14 protein-coding genes are annotated in these 18,320 nt (G+C 39.6%); 1 reads left to right on the top strand and 13 read right to left on the bottom strand.

From position 1 onward, the window contains the following. Positions 1–72: 72 nt before the first annotated feature. Entirely contained in the window at positions 73–603 is a 531-nt protein-coding gene (gene yjgA / locus Q1K78_RS08510; protein ID WP_300176808.1) for a ribosome biogenesis factor YjgA, read from the top strand. A 98-nt stretch (positions 604–701) separates the two neighbouring features. On the opposite strand, the gene tldD is transcribed toward yjgA, so the two are convergent. From tldD to Q1K78_RS08445, 13 genes are all read right to left on the bottom strand, one after another. Next, positions 702–2,147 carry a metalloprotease TldD gene (gene tldD, locus Q1K78_RS08505; RefSeq protein WP_300176805.1) on the bottom strand — a complete coding sequence of 482 codons (1,446 nt, stop codon included), beginning with the start codon at positions 2,145–2,147 and terminating at the stop codon, positions 702–704. 112 nt (positions 2,148–2,259) lie between these two features. Continuing rightward, on the bottom strand, positions 2,260–3,078 hold the full coding sequence (locus tag Q1K78_RS08500; RefSeq protein ID WP_300176921.1) for a carbon-nitrogen hydrolase family protein: 819 nt from the start codon (positions 3,076–3,078) through the stop codon (positions 2,260–2,262). Between the two features lie 42 nt (positions 3,079–3,120). Beyond that, entirely contained in the window at positions 3,121–6,990 is a 3,870-nt protein-coding gene (locus Q1K78_RS08495; RefSeq protein ID WP_300176803.1) for a YhdP family protein, read from the bottom strand. 13 nt (positions 6,991–7,003) lie between these two features. Continuing rightward, on the bottom strand, positions 7,004–8,473 hold the full coding sequence (gene rng / locus Q1K78_RS08490; RefSeq protein ID WP_300176800.1) for a ribonuclease G: 1,470 nt from the start codon (positions 8,471–8,473) through the stop codon (positions 7,004–7,006). Positions 8,474–8,492: 19 nt separating this feature from the next. Continuing rightward, a complete protein-coding gene (locus Q1K78_RS08485; protein ID WP_300176798.1) occupies positions 8,493–9,086 on the bottom strand; it encodes a Maf family protein in 594 nt (197 codons plus the stop codon). Between the two features lie 9 nt (positions 9,087–9,095). Continuing rightward, the gene (mreD, locus tag Q1K78_RS08480; RefSeq protein ID WP_300176796.1) at positions 9,096–9,587 is read right to left on the bottom strand and encodes a rod shape-determining protein MreD; all 492 of its coding nucleotides are present in this window, start codon (positions 9,585–9,587) and stop codon (positions 9,096–9,098) included. After that, positions 9,577–10,434: a rod shape-determining protein MreC gene (gene mreC, locus Q1K78_RS08475; RefSeq protein ID WP_300176794.1), complete on the bottom strand. Its 858-nt coding sequence runs from the start codon at positions 10,432–10,434 to the stop codon at positions 9,577–9,579. The genes mreD and mreC overlap by 11 nt, the downstream gene beginning before the upstream one ends. Positions 10,435–10,457: 23 nt before the next feature. After that, on the bottom strand, positions 10,458–11,501 hold the full coding sequence (locus tag Q1K78_RS08470; RefSeq protein ID WP_300176791.1) for a rod shape-determining protein: 1,044 nt from the start codon (positions 11,499–11,501) through the stop codon (positions 10,458–10,460). A 122-nt stretch (positions 11,502–11,623) separates the two neighbouring features. Next, the gene (locus tag Q1K78_RS08465; protein ID WP_300176788.1) at positions 11,624–15,910 is read right to left on the bottom strand and encodes a DUF6701 domain-containing protein; all 4,287 of its coding nucleotides are present in this window, start codon (positions 15,908–15,910) and stop codon (positions 11,624–11,626) included. Further along, the gene (locus Q1K78_RS08460; protein ID WP_300176785.1) at positions 15,907–16,344 is read right to left on the bottom strand and encodes an MSHA biogenesis protein MshP; all 438 of its coding nucleotides are present in this window, start codon (positions 16,342–16,344) and stop codon (positions 15,907–15,909) included. The genes Q1K78_RS08465 and Q1K78_RS08460 overlap by 4 nt, the downstream gene beginning before the upstream one ends. Continuing rightward, positions 16,334–17,062: a type II secretion system protein gene (locus tag Q1K78_RS08455; protein WP_300176782.1), complete on the bottom strand. Its 729-nt coding sequence runs from the start codon at positions 17,060–17,062 to the stop codon at positions 16,334–16,336. The genes Q1K78_RS08460 and Q1K78_RS08455 overlap by 11 nt, the downstream gene beginning before the upstream one ends. After that, positions 17,062–17,646: a type II secretion system protein gene (locus Q1K78_RS08450; protein WP_300176779.1), complete on the bottom strand. Its 585-nt coding sequence runs from the start codon at positions 17,644–17,646 to the stop codon at positions 17,062–17,064. The genes Q1K78_RS08455 and Q1K78_RS08450 overlap by 1 nt, the downstream gene beginning before the upstream one ends. Next, positions 17,643–18,251 (bottom strand): type II secretion system protein, encoded by a 609-nt coding sequence (locus Q1K78_RS08445; protein WP_300176777.1) that lies wholly within the window; start codon positions 18,249–18,251, stop codon positions 17,643–17,645. The genes Q1K78_RS08450 and Q1K78_RS08445 overlap by 4 nt, the downstream gene beginning before the upstream one ends. Positions 18,252–18,320: the final 69 nt, after the last annotated feature.

Raw genomic sequence — 18,320 nt, 5'->3', positions numbered from 1 at the left:
TGATAAATTTGCGCCCAATTATCTATTTATCTTGCTAAAATAGAGAGAATCACCCATTAAAGAATGAAGATCATGGCACGTAAAAATCAAAAAGCTCCTTGGGAAGAAGAAGAAGAGATCATCTGGGTAAGTAGAACCGAGATGAAAAATGACATGGAAGACATCCAAAAATTAGGCGAAGAACTTGTTGGTTTAAAACCTGCGGTTCTTGCTAAGTTTCCACTATCAGAGCTCCTACAAATAGCGATCTTTGATGCACAACGTTTTAGAAACGAAGCAAAACGTCGCCAATTACAATATATTGGCAAGTTAATGCGATTAGAAGATCCTGAAGCAATTCAAACAGCTTTGGATAAAGTGCGTAACAAGCACTCGCAAACAACTATCGCTCTTCATAAGTTAGAAATCCTACGTGATCGTATGATTGAAACGCCTGATGCTGTGATTGAAGACGTAATGGTGAAATACCCAGAAGCGGATCGTCAACGCTTCCGTCAACTTGCTCGCCAAGCAAAAAAAGAAAAAGAATCGAATAAGCCGCCAAAGGCATACCGTGAAATTTTTCAAGTATTAAAAGATTTGTATTTGTCAGAAGACCTATAATTCTTCGATATAAAAGTACAAATAAAAAAAGAGCCAAGCATCATTTAATGCTTGGCTCTTTTTATATATTCAGATAACAGTAAATTAATACACAGAGGTTACTCTGTACCACCTACTGTCAACGCGTCTAATTTTAAGGTTGGTTGACCCACACCGACAGGGATACTTTGTCCTGCTTTACCACAAACACCTACACCACGATCCAATGACAGATCATTACCTACCATTGAAATTTGTTGCATCGCTTCCATACCAGAACCAATCAAGGTTGCGCCTTTCACTGGACGAGTAATTTTACCGTCTTCAATTAAGTACGCTTCTGATGCTGAAAATACAAACTTACCAGAGGTAATATCAACCTGACCACCACCAAAGTTTGGTGCATAAATACCTTTTTTAACCGTTGATATGATCTCTTCTGGAGTATATTCACCAGGCAGCATATAAGTATTGGTCATACGAGGCATTGGCAAATGAGCATACGACTCACGGCGACCATTCCCCGTAGGTGCTACGCCCATTAAGCGTGCATTTAACTTATCTTGCATGTAACCTTTCAATACGCCATTTTCAATTAACGTATTGTATTGTCCTGGAACACCCTCATCATCAACATTCAATGAACCACGGCGATCAGCCATGGTACCATCATCAACAATCGTACATACTGAAGAAGTGACTTGCTCGCCAATTTTACCAGAGAATACGGAAGAACCTTTACGGTTGAAGTCACCTTCAAGACCATGACCTACCGCTTCATGTAATAGCACACCCGGCCAACCTGAACCTAAAACAACAGGCATCATTCCTGCTGGTGCTGCATCTGCATCTAAATTAACTAAAGCTTGGCGAATCGCTTCATCGGCGAATTCAAGCGCAATAGATTTACCTGCGATTTCAGTTAAGAAATAATCATAGCCATAACGACCGCCACCACCAGCACTACCGCGTTCACGTTTATCACCACGTTGAACCAATACACTAATAGATAAACGAACTAATGGACGCACATCCGCAGCATAAGTACCGTCAAGAGCAGCAACCAACATTTGTTCGTATACACCACTAATGCTTGCCGATACTTCCTGAACTAAAGGTTCTTTAGCACGAATGTAAGCATCTATTTCTTCAAGCAATACAATTTTCTGTTGTTTACCCAAGCTATTTAACGGATTTATAGGCGCGTAGAACTGAGGAATAGACTGCGCTGAGAATGCCTTAACCTTACCTTCACCACCTTGCTGAACAATACCTCTAGCCGCTTTTGCGCTTTGAGTTAATGCCTCAAGGTTAATTTGATCAGAGTACGCAAAACCCGTTTTTTCTCCAGCAACCGCTCGAATACCAACACCACGGTCAATATTAAAAGAGCCATCTTTAATGATACTGTCTTCAAGTACTAACGATTCATGCCAGCAAGACTGAAAGTAGATATCAGCATAGTCTACGTCTCTTTTTGCAATGGTGCTTAAGGTCTGAGACAGTTCCTGCTGACCGATCCCTGCTTGACTCAATAAGGATTGTTCTACTTCTTGCAAACTCATTCGAGATACTCTTGTTAAGAATTTAAGATCTAGGATCTAATTATGAATAAAAAAGAGTGTGTTTTATAGTGAAACTCACTCTTTTCTTAAATAAACCGCATACACACCGAGTTTAGTTTAATTGGCAATCTAATCTTGCATGTTGCGCGACAGGCATTTTTCTACGAATGGTCGCTAATTGTGATAAATCGATATCAGCAACAATAACGCCCGTCCCTTCTTTTTGAAGCGCGGCCTTATTTCCCCATGGATCAACAATCATAGAGTGTCCCCACGTTTCACGACCTGCACCATGAGATCCCCATTGCCCTGCGGCTAATAGCCAACACTGAGTTTCAATCGCTCTTGAACGCAATAAAATATCCCAATGCGCATAGCCCGTAACTTTAGTAAACGCGGCTGGAACAACAATAATCTCAGCGCCTTGTCGTCGAAGTTCACTGTATAGCTGAGGAAAACGAACATCATAACAAATTGATAGCCCCAGCTTCCCAACAGGCGTATCGACGACTTTTATTTCATTACCAGCCGTAAACGTATCAGATTCTCGATAACTTTGGTGACCATCTGCCACCTCAACATCAAACATATGAAGTTTATGATAATGCTCAATAAGTTCCCCAGTATCATCATAAACCAAACACGTTGTCGATAAGCTATTATCTGGATTTCGAATAGGAAAAGACCCAATTACAAGCCACATTTGGTAACGCTTAGCAAGATCGGATAACGCTTGCTGTAAAACCCCTTCTCCAAGAGGCTCTGCGTGTCGCTCATAATCTTCTTTCTTACCAAAAACAATACAGTTCTCTGGAGTTAGAGCCAGTTTTGCACCTTGTAACCACAATCCCTTCAACTTGAGAGTCAGTTGCTTAATATTATCATCAGGATCGGCACCTGAATTCATTTGAACTACGCCAACTTTACTCATCATATGTCCTTATTATTTGCTTTCCCTAGGATCTCAGAGTCATTAATTCTCAGTTTTTTCAGGTAATTGGTATTCACCCTGACTACGAGATAGCTCTTTTACTGTTGGTGATTCCAGTGGTCCTTCTACTTTATAATTTACCTGAGTAATAACATCAATCACTGGTGCTATTGCCGTCGCTACCGCAAGCACAATAATTGCAGTCTGTGGAGCAACCGCAAACGCTGTAATAATTGGGATGCCTGACGTCATATCAGGAGTAAAACTCACTTCTGCATCGACTAACCGTGTATTTAAATCTGCTTTGCCTTTAATAATCATTTCACCAGCAATAGCATCCATTGTGAGATTATTGCTAACAAAAATACCGTTACGCATTTTTCCGCTGCCAGTTATCGAATTAAAGGCCATACCATCATCAAATACATCTCTAAAGTCGAGTTTCATTTTGCGAATAATTGAATCCATACTAAATAAACCAAGAAAACGAGCAGCTCCCTTTACATCAGTGATAATACCTTCACCAAGCGTCGACGAAAGATCACCAGAAAGCGTATTTGTCTGAATACTCCAAGGGGATCCGTTCCATTCAAGATCCGCATCCATACTGTAATTGGCTTTTTGAATACCCGAACTGATCCCAAAACGCGCTAATAATTCAGAATTATCTTCTCCTGATGCTGTCATCTTAAAGGTAGACTGACTCACTTTTTTATCCAACAACCAATGTCCTGACATCGCTAATTTATTTTCACCACTGGTGATATTTAGCTTATCAAGATAGAAACTACCCTCTTTCTTATGCAGCTTTGTATCTACTTTACCTAGCTTATAACCTTGAACCCATGTGTCTTTTATCGTTAATTCAAGATTTGGCATTAAGCGGAAAAACTCACGGTCAAAAGCAGAAATTAACGGGGCATTCCCCTTCGCTTGATTTAACCCTTTTTGATTTTCAGGTTCATCTAAACTCGGAATATAAACATGAAGGCTATCTAACTGAACCAGTAAATTACCGTCATCCTTCCAGCTTGCTTTTCCATCAGCTTCTTGACTTTGTATTTGCGCATACCAACCCTGAGATTTCTTTCGAATATTAGTATTTACATCATTCCAATCCAAACTCGCAAGATGTAATGATTTCACCTTCGCTTGAATACGTGTAGGTAACGGTATTACTGGAAAATGACTCGCCTCTGGTGTTTTCGATGCTTTTTTAGCACTCTGATTTACAATAGGTTCAGCTAACCAAGCATCCATATCCAAGGATTTTGTATTAATTACAGCAGATTGACCAACAATAGGGCTCACTTTAAAATTACCACTTCCAACGACTACATGACTCGCGGTGATCACTGGCATTACTTCGGTAATATTGATTTCTGTTTGATATTTGGCACTTGGCAACGTAAAGCGACCAGACAATTTCTCTGAGTTACCAGAGACTTGTAACAATGCCTTTTCTTTCAAACCCTGACTTAAAGCAAGAGGATAAGGTAACGTCGAATTCATTTTATCTAATGAGGCATTCACCTCTATCTGATAAGTAAAGCCAACATCAGCCACTTGCAAATTAATGTTTGAACTCCACTCAGAGCTCCCACTGACTTTTTCCATCATAGGTGAATCAATGTACTCTTTCAGTGGTGCCACCTTCCAATTACCCTTAGTTTCAACCGCAACACCGTAATAATCAGATTGCGCCTCCCCATTAAATGAAAGAGAGACTGACTGGCCTAATAATGACGCTTTTATTCCTGATGCTTTAACCACATCATTATCAAACTCAATACGACCTTTTGCATTGGTTAAAACTATATTTGGTGATTGTAATTCTATGTGGCTATTGGCTAAATCAGCATGACCCCACGCCCTTACTTCTTCACCAGAAAAGGGAATATCAAGTCGTAATAACGCATCGATACGATTATTTACTTGTATGCTATTTAGCGCAGCACCAACCGAATCAACTAAAGGAGTAGCCGTCATGTACTCTCGCACCGCTTTTCCAGAACCATTAGCTATTGCTCGGATCGTTAATTTCCCATCTTCTGATAAATTGGCAATACGCCCCGTAACACGGGTAGCATGTACATCCATAAGATCCGCTGAATGAGAACTCAAAAACATAGAGGCATTCTGGAACATTAAATCTAATTGCAAGTTAGTCAACGGAGGCCATGCCGTATCAAAAGAAAACTTTGCGTCTTTTAATCCGACTTTAACCTGAAATATGCCATCGTATTTAGTGTAAGGAAAATCAGCGACTTCACCATACCAAAGCAGTTGAACTGTTTTTGCACTGCCACCTTGTACTGCTGAAGATAAATAATCTGTTAAATCTTGCCCTAGCGCTAAGGTTGGTAAATAACGCCATGTTTGATCGGCATTAAACGCATCCGCTTCTGCATAAAAAGAGAGGACTGAGGGTTTATCTTTTGGAAAATCGAGACGAAATTCACCTTTGGCTTGCAGATCTGGTGTAGATACATTGATGTAATCCGACCATAAACGCCAACCGCTATCATTAACTTCCCAATAGGCCGTCACATCGCCATTTGTTATATTTAAAGGCGCTTGAAAAACCTCACCATAAGGTAAAACATCATCAACCAATGAGAGTTTGGCTTGACCTTTTTCTGCATCACCTGCAATTAAAATGTCTAATTTATTAAACCCAGGCAGTAACTCCCATTGCTTCATCCCTGCTGCTTGAACAGAAGCTGAATAATGTAATCCGGTAAGATGATCAAACTCAACACGAACATCATTAACGCTGCCTTTAGGATCCAAGGTATTCAATAAATCAGTCACATTATCTTGAGAAGCGGGAAGTAACGTTTTCAAACCCAAAGCACTATGCAAATCAATATGAGTGATATTTAAAATCCATTTTTCAGGCTGCCATGTGAAGGTCCCCGATACTTCAGGCCACAACTCTTCTTGGTGCTTAATTTGAATATCCGAAGCGAGAACTTTCCAACCTTTATCATCCGGTTGAAGTTCAAAAACACCCCCTTCAACACTTACTTGATGGACATTTTTATCTTCAAGCCAATTCAAATAAGAAGGAGAGGCTTCCACTAAGGCATCCACTGGTTGTCCATCTTTGAATGATAGCCATGCATTTGCTGATACTTCGCCTTGAGTAACCCCATATTCTTTTTGGATCTCTTCCGTTATCCATGGTGTTACTTGAATATTTTTTGCTTCAACATAAAAATGCCCATCTAAACTTTTAAATGTGCCTTTTTCTTTAAAGTTTGCGATCACTTTAAGTTGATTAATTTCACTGCCAATAACACTGACAACACCTTCAGCAAGGTGTTTTCTGCGCTCATTTCGCCACTGTAATGAGTCAATTTGTATTGTTTTATCCGTTCCATCCAACGCAACAAAAGCCACTTGTGAATCTTTTAAAGAAAAGTGGTTTAATCGAACTAAAAATAAATCTTCTAATCGCTTGGCTAATGAATTCTCACTGTCGTTTTTCTTTTGAACGTCATCATCTGTCGATTTCGATGACGCACTACCTAGCGAGGTGAGATCTGCCGTTAACTTATCAATACGTAAATCAGCAAATTGAGGCTGTCTGGCCCAAAGAGAAGAAAGGATATTCAATTGGATCTCGACTTCTTTAACTGAGATGATTTCATCGCCAGAAATCGGATCTATTGCTTTCAATTTTCGAAGGTTTAATGAAGGGTTGGTATTTCGCCAACGACCATCTAGCTCGCCAATGGAGATTGAAAAACCAGTTGTTTGAGAAAGGAAACCTTCAATTTCAGATTGGTATTTGTTCAAAGAAGGAAGGAACAGACGCAAGCTTGTTATGACTAAGGCTGCCAGTAAAAATACCAGCAGCAATAATCCCATCAAGCAACGTTCAAAACGAATTAACTTAGTGGTCACGTATTATTATTCTCTACATCATTACGACATCAAACTGCTCTTGAATATACAGAGGTTCAGCTTGGATTTTCACCTGTTTGCCAATAAAAAGTTCAAGTTCAGCTAGTGCATGAGATTCTTCGCCTTCCAGTGCATCAGCAACAGCAACGGCGGCATAAACCACAAACTTATCCGAATCATAAGCTCGGTTTACTCGTGTTATTTCACGTAAGATCTCATAGCAGACACTCTCAACAGTCTTCACTGCTCCTCGGCCTTCACACGTTGGACACTGACCACATAGAATATGTTCAATACTTTCTCGTGTACGCTTTCGAGTCATCTCAACTAAGCCAAGTTGTGTGAATCCATTAATATTGGTTTTCACACGATCTTTTTCTAGCGCTGAACCCAAAGACTGAAGTACGCGACGACGATGTTCTTCGCTAAGCATATCAATGAAATCAATGATGATGATCCCACCTAGATTACGTAAACGAAGTTGACGTGCAATCGCTTGTGTCGCTTCAATATTGGTATTGAAAATGGTTTCTTCTAAATTACGACGACCTACAAATGCGCCAGTATTAATATCTACCGTTGTCATTGCTTCTGTTTGGTCAATAATCAAATAACCACCTGACTTTAACTCTACTTTACGATCAAGAGCACGTTGAATTTCGTTCTCTGTTTCGTACATGTCAAAGATAGGCTTGTCACCTGAATAATATTCTAGTTTCTTCGTTAATTCTGGTACAAATTCGGTTGTGAACTGCTTTAGTTTTTCAAAAGCCTGTTTTGAATCAACACGAATTAAATCAAGCTCTGTTCCAACAAAATCACGTAAGATACGTTGGTCTAACCCCAACTCACCATACAGCATGGATTTTGTTTTACTCTTCTTACGACGCTCGATGACTTTATGCCATAAACGTTTTAGAAAAGCAGCATCTTGCGAGATTTCAGCTTCACTTGCACCTTCAGCAGCGGTGCGAATAATAAAACCACCGAATTCATCACAGTAATCAGAGACCGTATTCTTTAAACGATTACGTTCTTTTTCACTTTCAATTCGTTGAGATACACCAACGTGACTTGCCCCTGGCATAAATACCAAGTAACGAGAAGGAAGAGTAATGTCTGTCGTTAAGCGAGCGCCTTTGGTTCCAAGCGGATCTTTAACAACTTGCACCACCAAATCTTGTCCTTGGTGTACTAATTGAGAAATGTCTCTCACTTTAAATTGACGTTTTTCATTTTCAGAGACACATTCCGTGTGAGGAACAATATCTGAGGCGTGCAAAAATGCGGCTTTATCCAAACCGATATCAATAAACGCAGCTTGCATCCCCGGCAATACTCGGCTTACTCGGCCTTTGTATATATTACCCACCATCCCACGTCTTGCTTCTCTTTCTACATGGATCTCTTGAAGCACACCGGCTTCAATCATCGCAACTCGAGTTTCACTTGGCGTTACGTTTATTAACAACTCTGTACTCATTGGAGCACCTCACTAATTTTTACAAAAATTGGTGTAAGAGCTGATCTGTTTCCATCAAAGGTAGTCCCATGACAGCGTGATAACTGCCATCAATACGCGAGACAAATCGCCCACCACTACCTTGAATACCGTACGAACCTGCTTTATCACAAGGTTCTCCACTTTCCCAATATTGTTCTATTTCTTGTTCTGAAAGTGTTCTAAACCACACCTGTGTAATGACTGTTTTGGTTCTTGTTGTATCAGGTGTTGCTAGTGTAACGGCAGTCATAACTTGATGTTGACGACCAGACAGTGCTAAGAGCATTCTCTTAGCATCTTCAAAATCTTTCGGCTTTTCTAAAATAACACCATCGATAACGACGATGGTGTCAGAGCCCAATACCGGGATATGTTTATTCTCACTTTGCTCTATTGCTGTTGAACTAGCTAATGAGCTTACCCCTGCTTGCGCTTTGTCTTTCGATAATCGCTCAACATACATAAGAGGGGTTTCATGTGCTTGATGAACTTCTTCTACATCAACAGATAAAATTTCAAACTGGTAACCTAATTGAGCTAACAGTTCCTTTCTCCGCGGAGAAGCTGAAGCCAAAAAAACTTGAGTTGTCATTACACTTCCTTATCGAATAGACCAATGACGACGAACTCTACGCATCAGTAAGAATAACCAAGGCCATAAAATAAAGTTTAACACGCCAGCCCATAAGAAGTGTGCGTTAAAGGACACATCATGAACCAAAAACTCGCCCATAAACTCTAATATTTTACCTAATAAGGTTAGCGCTGAGAAAATAGCCGCTTGTTGCCATAACGCCAAGTTTCTTAATACTTTAAAATTAGCGGCGACAAGATACACAAGTATCGCCATCGTCATGCCGCGAATACCTAGTGTAGTACCTAAAAGAAGATCCCATAAGATCCCCAATAGCATGGCAGTCCCAACATTAACTCGATGAGGTAATGCAAGCACCCAGTAAAAAGTAACCAGAATAATCCAAGAAGGTCTTAATACTTCCAAGGTACCAGGCCAAGGCGCCGCTTGTAATGTCAATGCGATTAAAAAAGAGAGCCAAATAATAATTCTACCGCGCATTAAATGACTACTTGCCATTTGGCATCTCCTTGCTATTTACTTCCACATCTGTAGGCCAAACCAATAATAAATAACGTAATTTATCAAATTCAACGGTTGTTTTTAAATCGATAGAGGCAAAAGGACGCTTGTTATCATTATCAATATTTGAAATATAACCAACAGGATAGCCTTCTGGATAGCGACCACCTAAGCCTGAACTAACCAATAAGTCACCGACTTCAACATCTGTATTCGTTGGAATGTGCTCCAACTGCATGCTGTCTAAATGCCCCTTACCCGATGCGATTACACGAATATCATTTCTAACAATCTGTACAGGAATGGCATTATTTGAATCGGTTAACAGTAATACACGACTATTATGAGCACCGACGTAATTTATTTGTCCAACAATACCTTTGTCGCTGATGACAGGCTGGCCTTCATAAACACCATCGATTAAACCTTTATCAATCATTACTTGATGAGTATAAGGCGCTGAATCAACTGCCATCACCTCAGTAACCATTTTTCTTTCATCACGAATAAACGGCGAACCAAGCAGATCTCGCAAACGACTATTTTCTTGTTTGAGTTGCTCTAGTAACAACAAATTGCTGTTTTGCACAAACATGTCTTGTTTCAATTTCTGATTTTCAAGCATGAGTTTATTACGGCTATTAAATCTTTCATACATGCCATCAAACATGGTACGAGGGAGGTTTGCCGCATAGTGAATAGGAGATACAAAGCTATTTAATAAGTAACGAATGTCGGAAAATGCATTTAAACGACTATCGGCTAGCATAAGGCTAGCCGATACCATTACAGCAATAAACAGGCGAAACTGTAGAGAGGGACCTCTACCAAAGATTGGAGTCATATCCACTCACCCGTTAGTTGTTATTACTCTTCACTAAAGAGATCGCCACCGTGCATGTCGATCATTTCTAATGCTTTACCGCCGCCACGAGCCACACAAGTTAGCGGTTCATCAGCAACAACCACTGGAATTCCAGTTTCTTCAGTAAGAAGACGGTCTAGATCACGAAGTAGTGCACCACCACCCGTCAATACCATACCATGCTCTGAAATATCAGAAGCTAGCTCTGGTGGACACTGCTCTAGTGCTACCATTACTGCTGATACGATACCTGAAAGAGGTTCTTGCAGAGCTTCTAAAATTTCATTTGAGTTAAGCGTAAAGCTACGAGGAACACCTTCTGCAAGGTTACGACCACGAACTTCAATTTCGCATACATCATCGCCAGGGTAAGCTGAACCGATTTCGTGCTTAATGCGCTCTGCCGTAGCTTCACCAATTAGGCTGCCGTAGTTACGACGTACATAGTTAATGATTGCTTCATCAAAGCGGTCACCACCAATACGAACAGATGAAGAATAAACCACACCGTTAAGAGAGATAACTGCAACTTCTGTTGTACCGCCACCTATATCGATAACCATAGAACCCGTTGCTTCAGATACAGGTAGACCCGCACCAATTGCAGCAGCCATTGGCTCATCAATTAGATAAACTTCACGAGCACCAGCACCTTGCGCTGATTCACGAATAGCACGACGTTCAACTTGTGTAGAACCACAAGGAACACACACTAATACGCGAGGGCTTGGACGTAAAATGCTGTTGTCATGCACTTGCTTAATGAAGTGCTGAAGCATTTTCTCTGTTACATAGAAGTCTGCAATAACGCCATCTTTCATTGGACGAATAGCAGAAATATTACCCGGAGTACGTCCTAGCATTTGCTTCGCTTCATGACCTACAGCGGCAACACTTTTCGTAGAACCATTACGGTCCTGACGAATAGCAACAACAGATGGCTCATTAAGAACAATGCCTTGCCCTTTTACATAAATAAGTGTGTTGGCAGTACCTAGATCGATCGATAGATCGTTTGAAAACATGCCACGAAGTTTCTTAAACATAATCTTCGTATTTCCTGAAAGCGTGAGAATAAGATAAATATAACTAAATGTACCAATGCCTAGCCTAATCAGCAAGGCATTGCTACAGAATCCTGAAGCAAATCAGGATTTTTATTCAATTTTTAGTTAGAAGTACCAATTATGTTACTTTCGCCGCGAAAAATGATGCGATCATTTCCACGATAGACACCAAAGGTAACGACGGCCGATGGATCTTCATCGCCTTGGCCTCGCCAATTGTATTGTAACCACGGTTGTACATCATTCGACCCCGGGGCACTCTGACAGTTCACATTTAACTCTCCTTTTTGTGGAGACTCAGTAGCTAAACGTAACCAGAATCGAACTTGCTCACGTAAAGTATAACCATCAGGATCTGCATTCAAGTTAATTTTATTAGTTCCATCATCTACATTGCCTACCCCGCGTAATTTGGATGGGCTTACATCTGTGGGGTTTGGCCAAATAATTTGCTTACAGTATTTAGAACCATCAAACTTACTGGCATTATCGGTATCACTCAAAACAAAGGTGTTACCATTCCAATATTCAACTCTCAATGGCACATTGACATCACTGCCGCCCGAGGACCCAACGCTATCAAGTACCATGCGTCCATAACGAACCTTCGGTTGAGATAGTAACTCTTGCTCTAGTGCTTCTTTGGTTTTATCAAAAGAAACCGGATCAACACCGCTTATTGCTAAATTCAATGCCGTTGTTATCGAATGAATACCATTATTAAAAGGGCCGTCAGCAGTTGTCGTTACATTACTAGCCAACGTTGATGCATTTTTTCTTGACCAAATAACACCATTTGAAAAATCAGGTGTATCCCAAGTGGCACTACTCCAATGGCCATTATCTAAATCAGACGGTGCGATATTCAATCGGCTATTGTAATCACCTGCTAATAAAAAATTGGCTTTTAAGTTTGTATCAAACAACCCATAATTACTAACGGTCGAATCGCTCTTCGAATAAGCTGTAACAGTAAAGTTTACGTCATCAAAAGGTTGCGCCATGTAGATATAAGTTCCTTCAGAAGATCCTTGCTTTTCAGGGTAATCCCACACGGTATCAGTAATCGTGAAATAGGCTGGATAGAAGCGACCAATAGAAAGCTCACCGAACTCAACTCCCCCGAGAATCCCATCATAAAAAATAGGACTTAAAGCTTCAGATTTAAATAGAATACTTCCAACCTCTGAATAGGTCATATTATTAAACTCGTAATAACTATTCCTACCAGCATCTACGTAAACATCATGATTAATAGGTACCAATGGGGCCAAAGTGCCTTTAACTCCAGCCGTTGGAGTACTTAACTCATATGATGGAGATATAGATGAAAAAGGAGCCGATGATTTAAAGAAATTTTGAGTCACCGGTAGCTGACATAAATCAGTTACTACACCGAACCTCACAGGTTTCACCTTTACAGAAAACCTTTCACCAGCCGCAACTAACGCTGAGCCACCAAAACTATTACCATCGACAGATATATCACTACAAACAACAAGTTTCCAAGGACGAGATTCAACATTTACGACTGTTGATAATAAACTAGAGTCAACAGGATAATCATTACAATCAAAACTAACAGGACAGGTAAAGTTTGGGTCAGTCAAGGTAAAATTAATAGCGCCCGCTTCTGAATAAGTTAAATCAGTCGTAGCTATACCTTGATTAAACGTAAGTTCGATTTGATTTGGATTTATCTTACTTGCCAATTCTAAATCCGTTCTTATTCCTTCATATGAATTAGGATAATCTAAAATATACTGTGATACATTTAAGTGTTTATTACCATTATAATCTTGGACAACATCAGGAGTTCCATCATTACAAGCAAGTACATTGATATCAAAACTCTGCGATTTATTTGCAATAACTCGAACAGTATTAATATCAAATTTAAATGGTACAAATTCAAAATGCTCTTTGATTACTTCTTTTAAGCCATCAGATGATGCCGTCACATCAAAAACATCTAGGTCAGAGCTATCTAGGTATAATATTTTTTCACCATCGACGAATGTTGACCCCGTTATTGAACAATCTGCTGCGACTGATTTATCCGCAGATGTAGACCAACATGCTGTGCCATTATTTTTAGCATTAATTGAAACGGAAAAAGGCTTATTGAAACCAAGAACAGGGCCATTATCATCTTCAATTGTAAATTTCACAGGGATACGTTCACAAGTTAAGCTGTAATCAATTTGTGGGGTGACGTTTAAAGTGTAGCTTTTGGGAGGGTCAAAACATTGGTTAGACCCAACAATTTGAGCATCATGATAAACAGTAACAATCGATGCAGTTACAGCTCCAGTTAAAACCGCATGATTATTAATCAACACCTCCTTTTCACTGTATAGCAACCCTTCAAAGTTTGAGTGATTAGCAAGGTTTACCCAACTAAAAACATTCCGATAGGAATATGGAAGGTCATGGACAATAACAAGTAATTGAGCATTATTTTGAATACCAAAAAAAGCACCGTTACTTAAAGAAAATCCCTTGGTGTGTATAATCACATTCTCGCCCGGTGGAATAATTAATTCACCAAGAATATTAATGCTATCAATCCAATAAGTACCCGTATTGAAAATTGCTTTACCTTTTTTATCTATCTTTAAAGAGCCCATTGTCTCATCAGATTCATACTTTTTTATTTCATCTTTTCCTACAATTACGGTCTCAAAATCAGGCATTGGAGGTCTAAACGATTCTAATGATAATTTATCAACCATTAAACCAGGTTCAGATGAACACTCTGTTCCATTACAAGCTATTTTATTATTGTCATCATGAATATCGCTACCTAAGAAACCTACAAAGCGACGACCAGAAATCAAAGGAGCACCTGTTATCTTAGCTCTTTTTAAAATAGATAACTTTGCTAATGCATTATTTCTCCATGTTTGAACTGGACTTGGAAATAAATCACAAACAGGCGAACTGATTGGCTCTTCAAACATAAAGAATCCTGCTTTCTCAGCAGCATGAGCTCGCTCAGGATCTGAATCCATATCCTCTTCAACAATAAAAGACACTTTATCTTTTTGAAGATCACAACGGCGAAGCCAACCGCCATTGGCACCATTTCTTGAGTTTTTGGTCGCCACTAAAATAGGAGGGCTATCAAAATTCCCTTCTGATATATCCGTATACGCAGTAGTACAGCCCTTGATTACAGGATTGAAAATCTTATCTATTTCATCTTTTGTGGTATTTGTTGTTTCAGCTTGACCAAGCCAAAATTTCTTGCCATTAACAAAGCCCGCGCCTTGTCCAGCAACGAATGCTATTTTTTCCTTACTATCGACAATATTATTTCTTATTACTTCAGATCGCTCTAGAGCTAAACGAAACTGTTTCTTTTCTACCGCTCCAGCATAACCAGTAAACCACGCGGACGCATTATTCTTAGTTTGTGGCTCAACTAAAACCCCAGGAACAGACGTAAAATCTGATGACAAACCATACTGGCTAAAATCAATAATTTCTCCTGTATTATGCTCCTGACCTCCTTTAGAAATTGTTCTTGATGTAAATAATGAATTAGCCACAATCTTTGAACCATTACTTAGCTCTAAGACTCCTGGTTCCATTATAAAATAGTCAATATCTTGCATTGGCGCAGGCTTAAACCTAACACCATGATCGGCCTTTTCATGAGGTGCAATTAACTGCAATATATTAGCACCTTGATGAGTGACATTTGACACCATTAATGATGATGGAAGCTCTGTAATAGATTTATGCTTATTTGTGTTTTTTAACTCTATTGTCGGCATAACAAAAACCAAAGGCATTGGTTTATCAACATCATATGTATTTTTAAACGTTAATGTGCAATTTACATTATCTTCAGGATAACCACGGCATGCAGATGCACTCAATCGACCAAATTCAAACTGTGGATCTCTATTGATCTCAAGATTTGGTATAAATTGCGAATCAGAACAAGACAAAGAGGTGATATCTTCATCAGCTTCCGTCCATACCTTTATGCGATTACCAAAAAGAGAATAAAAGTTCACATTCTCTTTTTTTATTTCATTCCAATGATTTCCATCACGACTTTTATAATAAGTAATAACTCCGGAAGTAAACTGATTACCAGAGTAATCGTAACTTAGTGCAAGGTAATAGTTTTCAACATCTTGAATTGCGCCATCATAAATAATAGTGGATAGCCTGTTTTCAGCTGACCATAATCTATCTATGCCAAATAAACTCGATTTGCTAACATAGAGATCATTCTTGCTATCATCAATGGTAAATTGAACCGAAAAATCACCTTTACTAAGAAGACTACAAGATAGAGATGAAGCAGCTAAAGCAAAGTTAGCTGTAAATAATAAAGAAATAAAAAACGACCATTTCAAACACATTCTCATTGCCCTATCTCCTTTGCCCATACTTCTTGAACTCGCGTCACTTCATTTATTCCTGAGCCACAGCTAGCTGTACTGGTAATTTTAAAGTAGTTAATATCATTATCTTGATAACGAATTGATGTTTGCTCACACTCTACTTGTGGTGCAGTGCGGCAACCGCTGTTATCAAGCTGCATATTTGGATTTCTAATATTACCATCACAAATCGTATCATCTGCTCCTGACTGCCCTAACGGAAATAACTGCACTAACCCCCACTCAACTCCAGAATGCGCAAGAAACCACGCTTGAGTACCTAACACTTCTTTAGAGACAGTATCGTGATTACTGGTTTCTACTTTCAATAAATTTAGTGACAGATACCCAACAGCAACCATGACAACAACAGACATGATAAGCAGGTTACCTTTTTGCTTTACTTGATTACGGTACATTGATCACCTGCACATCATGTTGATATTGAGTTACCTCACCAAGATCATTTTCAAATATTAAGACCATTTTAATCATGCTATTGCGATTGAGCGACACGTTATCAATAGAAAATCCACCAGAGGTAACATGGTTAGCAATTTGCACCCCATCACGAAACACCCCGCCAGCCTGTATACAATACTCAACGACACTTGGTCGATAAATAAAGGCACGTTCAGAAACAGAGCTTGAAATAAACGCGGGATTATTAAGTGCTTTAGGAAACTTAATTGTAGAAATACCTCCAGATCGCGTCATTGATTCAATATTCACAAATCGGTGGTTACTTTCATTAATTAAATCAGCTTGAGAGCTTGGGTTAATGACTAATCTATGACCGTTAAGATTAAAGGCATCATTAGAGAGCAATACGATATCAATGTATTTTTGGTTAAATGTCGGTAAGGCTAAATAGAAAGCACTGACTTCAACAGGAATAAAACTGATACAACGGCCATTCACTGATACTTCTACGCTATTTGGCACGGCATGACGTAACTCACGGCTCAACTTCTCAATCACAAATGTAGCCTGCATTTGGTTATCTTGACGATCAATACTGTCGTTATAACTTTGAAAACCTAACTGCAAGGTATTGCTCGCTGCAATCGCCACAATCCCGACCACCACAATGGTTAAGATCAGTTCGATTAACGTAAATCCGCTGATACGTTTCATTAGTAATTCCCTCGATAGGCACTAAAGGTGTATTTCGCGTAACTACTGGCATAAAGAGTAATATCGATCTTTTTGAACTGAGTTATTGCTGTTGCTCTATTATCTACATCTGCATAAGTAACATTAATTTCGACGGTAACGTTTTTATACTCATCAGCACTGTCTTGATCAATCAATTGGTTTAATGCGTAATTTACTAAACCAACCCGACATTGCTCAGACTCACCCCAACAGCCGATAAAATCATCGACGTCATTAAAGGTTGTTGAATTACTCTCAACACCATCTCGCCCTAAGTTTTCTGATGAGGTACAACTCGGGATTAGCACACCGGAGATTACCTCTCCACAACGGTATTCACCACCATTAGGATCGCTGTTCTCATCAAACTGGCGGCTCAATATATCGGTCATTATTGAATGCCCTAATGCGGCGGCTTGTGCTTGATAAGTGGCTTGATGCGATTTTATTGATGAGCTAAACACCCCCATCGCCAATACAGATAAAGCAAAGCCTAGAAGCACAATGCCAATCACCGATTCAATTAAGGTAAACCCTCGTTGAAGTGTAAATATCTTACTCATAGCTTACACCCTCTATTTAGCTTTGAGCGATACACAAAGCCTTCACTATTAATGCATACAGAGCGACTTTCATTAGAGGTAGGCGTGGTGATGGTGATACGGCAATCTTGATTAGTGCAGAGTGATGTTGTAGCAGAAGATGCGATCATTGTCGGTCTGCCTAACAGATCAAACGACAGCTCAGAAACTAACACGGCACCGTTGATACCTGTAAAGGCATAACTTAACTGGATGAGTTCAAGCTGTTGTCGATTAGTCTCTTTAGAATAATCAGATAATACTGCACTGCTCATGCCTTGTTGCTGGCATGATTGAGCGACACCAAATTGATCGGGAGCCAGAAAGAGTGAACCACAGGTATTTGAGCTTGAATTGCTGTTTGAGGTATTGTTTTGCATCGCCGTCATTTGCACTTGGCGCAAAATAGACATCACTTGCTCTTGCGTAACCGCGGATGAGAAACGACTGGTTCCCATGTATTTACTGGAGGCATAAACGGCAATAATCGCTAAAAGTACGATCACAACGATCAACTCTACCAGAGTGAATCCGGCCATTTTTGTGGGTGCTTTTTGTTGCGATATCTTGCGGGGAAAAGTCATCATCAGTTACCTTATTGCTTCCTGTTACTAGGATAACGGAATTAATAAAGATAACGAAGATAATGTTAATTT

Origin of the sequence: uncultured Aliivibrio sp., assembly GCF_946479765.1 — a bacterium.
Taxonomy (GTDB): Bacteria; Pseudomonadota; Gammaproteobacteria; order Enterobacterales; family Vibrionaceae; genus Aliivibrio.
The sequence above is the reverse complement of the archived record's forward strand: the minus strand, read 5'-3'. Positions and strand labels throughout refer to the sequence as shown.

Bases quoted from the DNA above. Each gene is read 5' to 3' on its own strand.
- Q1K78_RS08445 (WP_300176777.1), bottom strand. From the start codon at position 18,251: ATGATGACTTTTCCCCGCAAGATATCGCAACAAAAAGCACCCACAAAA.
- Q1K78_RS08485 (WP_300176798.1), bottom strand. From the start codon at position 9,086: ATGACAACTCAAGTTTTTTTGGCTTCAGCTTCTCCGCGGAGAAAGGAA.
- mreC (WP_300176794.1), bottom strand. From the start codon at position 10,434: ATGACTCCAATCTTTGGTAGAGGTCCCTCTCTACAGTTTCGCCTGTTT.
- Q1K78_RS08450 (WP_300176779.1), bottom strand. From the start codon at position 17,646: ATGAGTAAGATATTTACACTTCAACGAGGGTTTACCTTAATTGAATCG.
- Q1K78_RS08460 (WP_300176785.1), bottom strand. From the start codon at position 16,344: ATGTACCGTAATCAAGTAAAGCAAAAAGGTAACCTGCTTATCATGTCT.
- yjgA (WP_300176808.1), top strand. From the start codon at position 73: ATGGCACGTAAAAATCAAAAAGCTCCTTGGGAAGAAGAAGAAGAGATC.
- rng (WP_300176800.1), bottom strand. From the start codon at position 8,473: ATGAGTACAGAGTTGTTAATAAACGTAACGCCAAGTGAAACTCGAGTT.
- Q1K78_RS08455 (WP_300176782.1), bottom strand. From the start codon at position 17,062: ATGAAACGTATCAGCGGATTTACGTTAATCGAACTGATCTTAACCATT.
- Q1K78_RS08470 (WP_300176791.1), bottom strand. From the start codon at position 11,501: ATGTTTAAGAAACTTCGTGGCATGTTTTCAAACGATCTATCGATCGAT.
- mreD (WP_300176796.1), bottom strand. From the start codon at position 9,587: ATGGCAAGTAGTCATTTAATGCGCGGTAGAATTATTATTTGGCTCTCT.
- Q1K78_RS08465 (WP_300176788.1), bottom strand. From the start codon at position 15,910: ATGAGAATGTGTTTGAAATGGTCGTTTTTTATTTCTTTATTATTTACA.
- tldD (WP_300176805.1), bottom strand. From the start codon at position 2,147: ATGAGTTTGCAAGAAGTAGAACAATCCTTATTGAGTCAAGCAGGGATC.
- Q1K78_RS08500 (WP_300176921.1), bottom strand. From the start codon at position 3,078: ATGAGTAAAGTTGGCGTAGTTCAAATGAATTCAGGTGCCGATCCTGAT.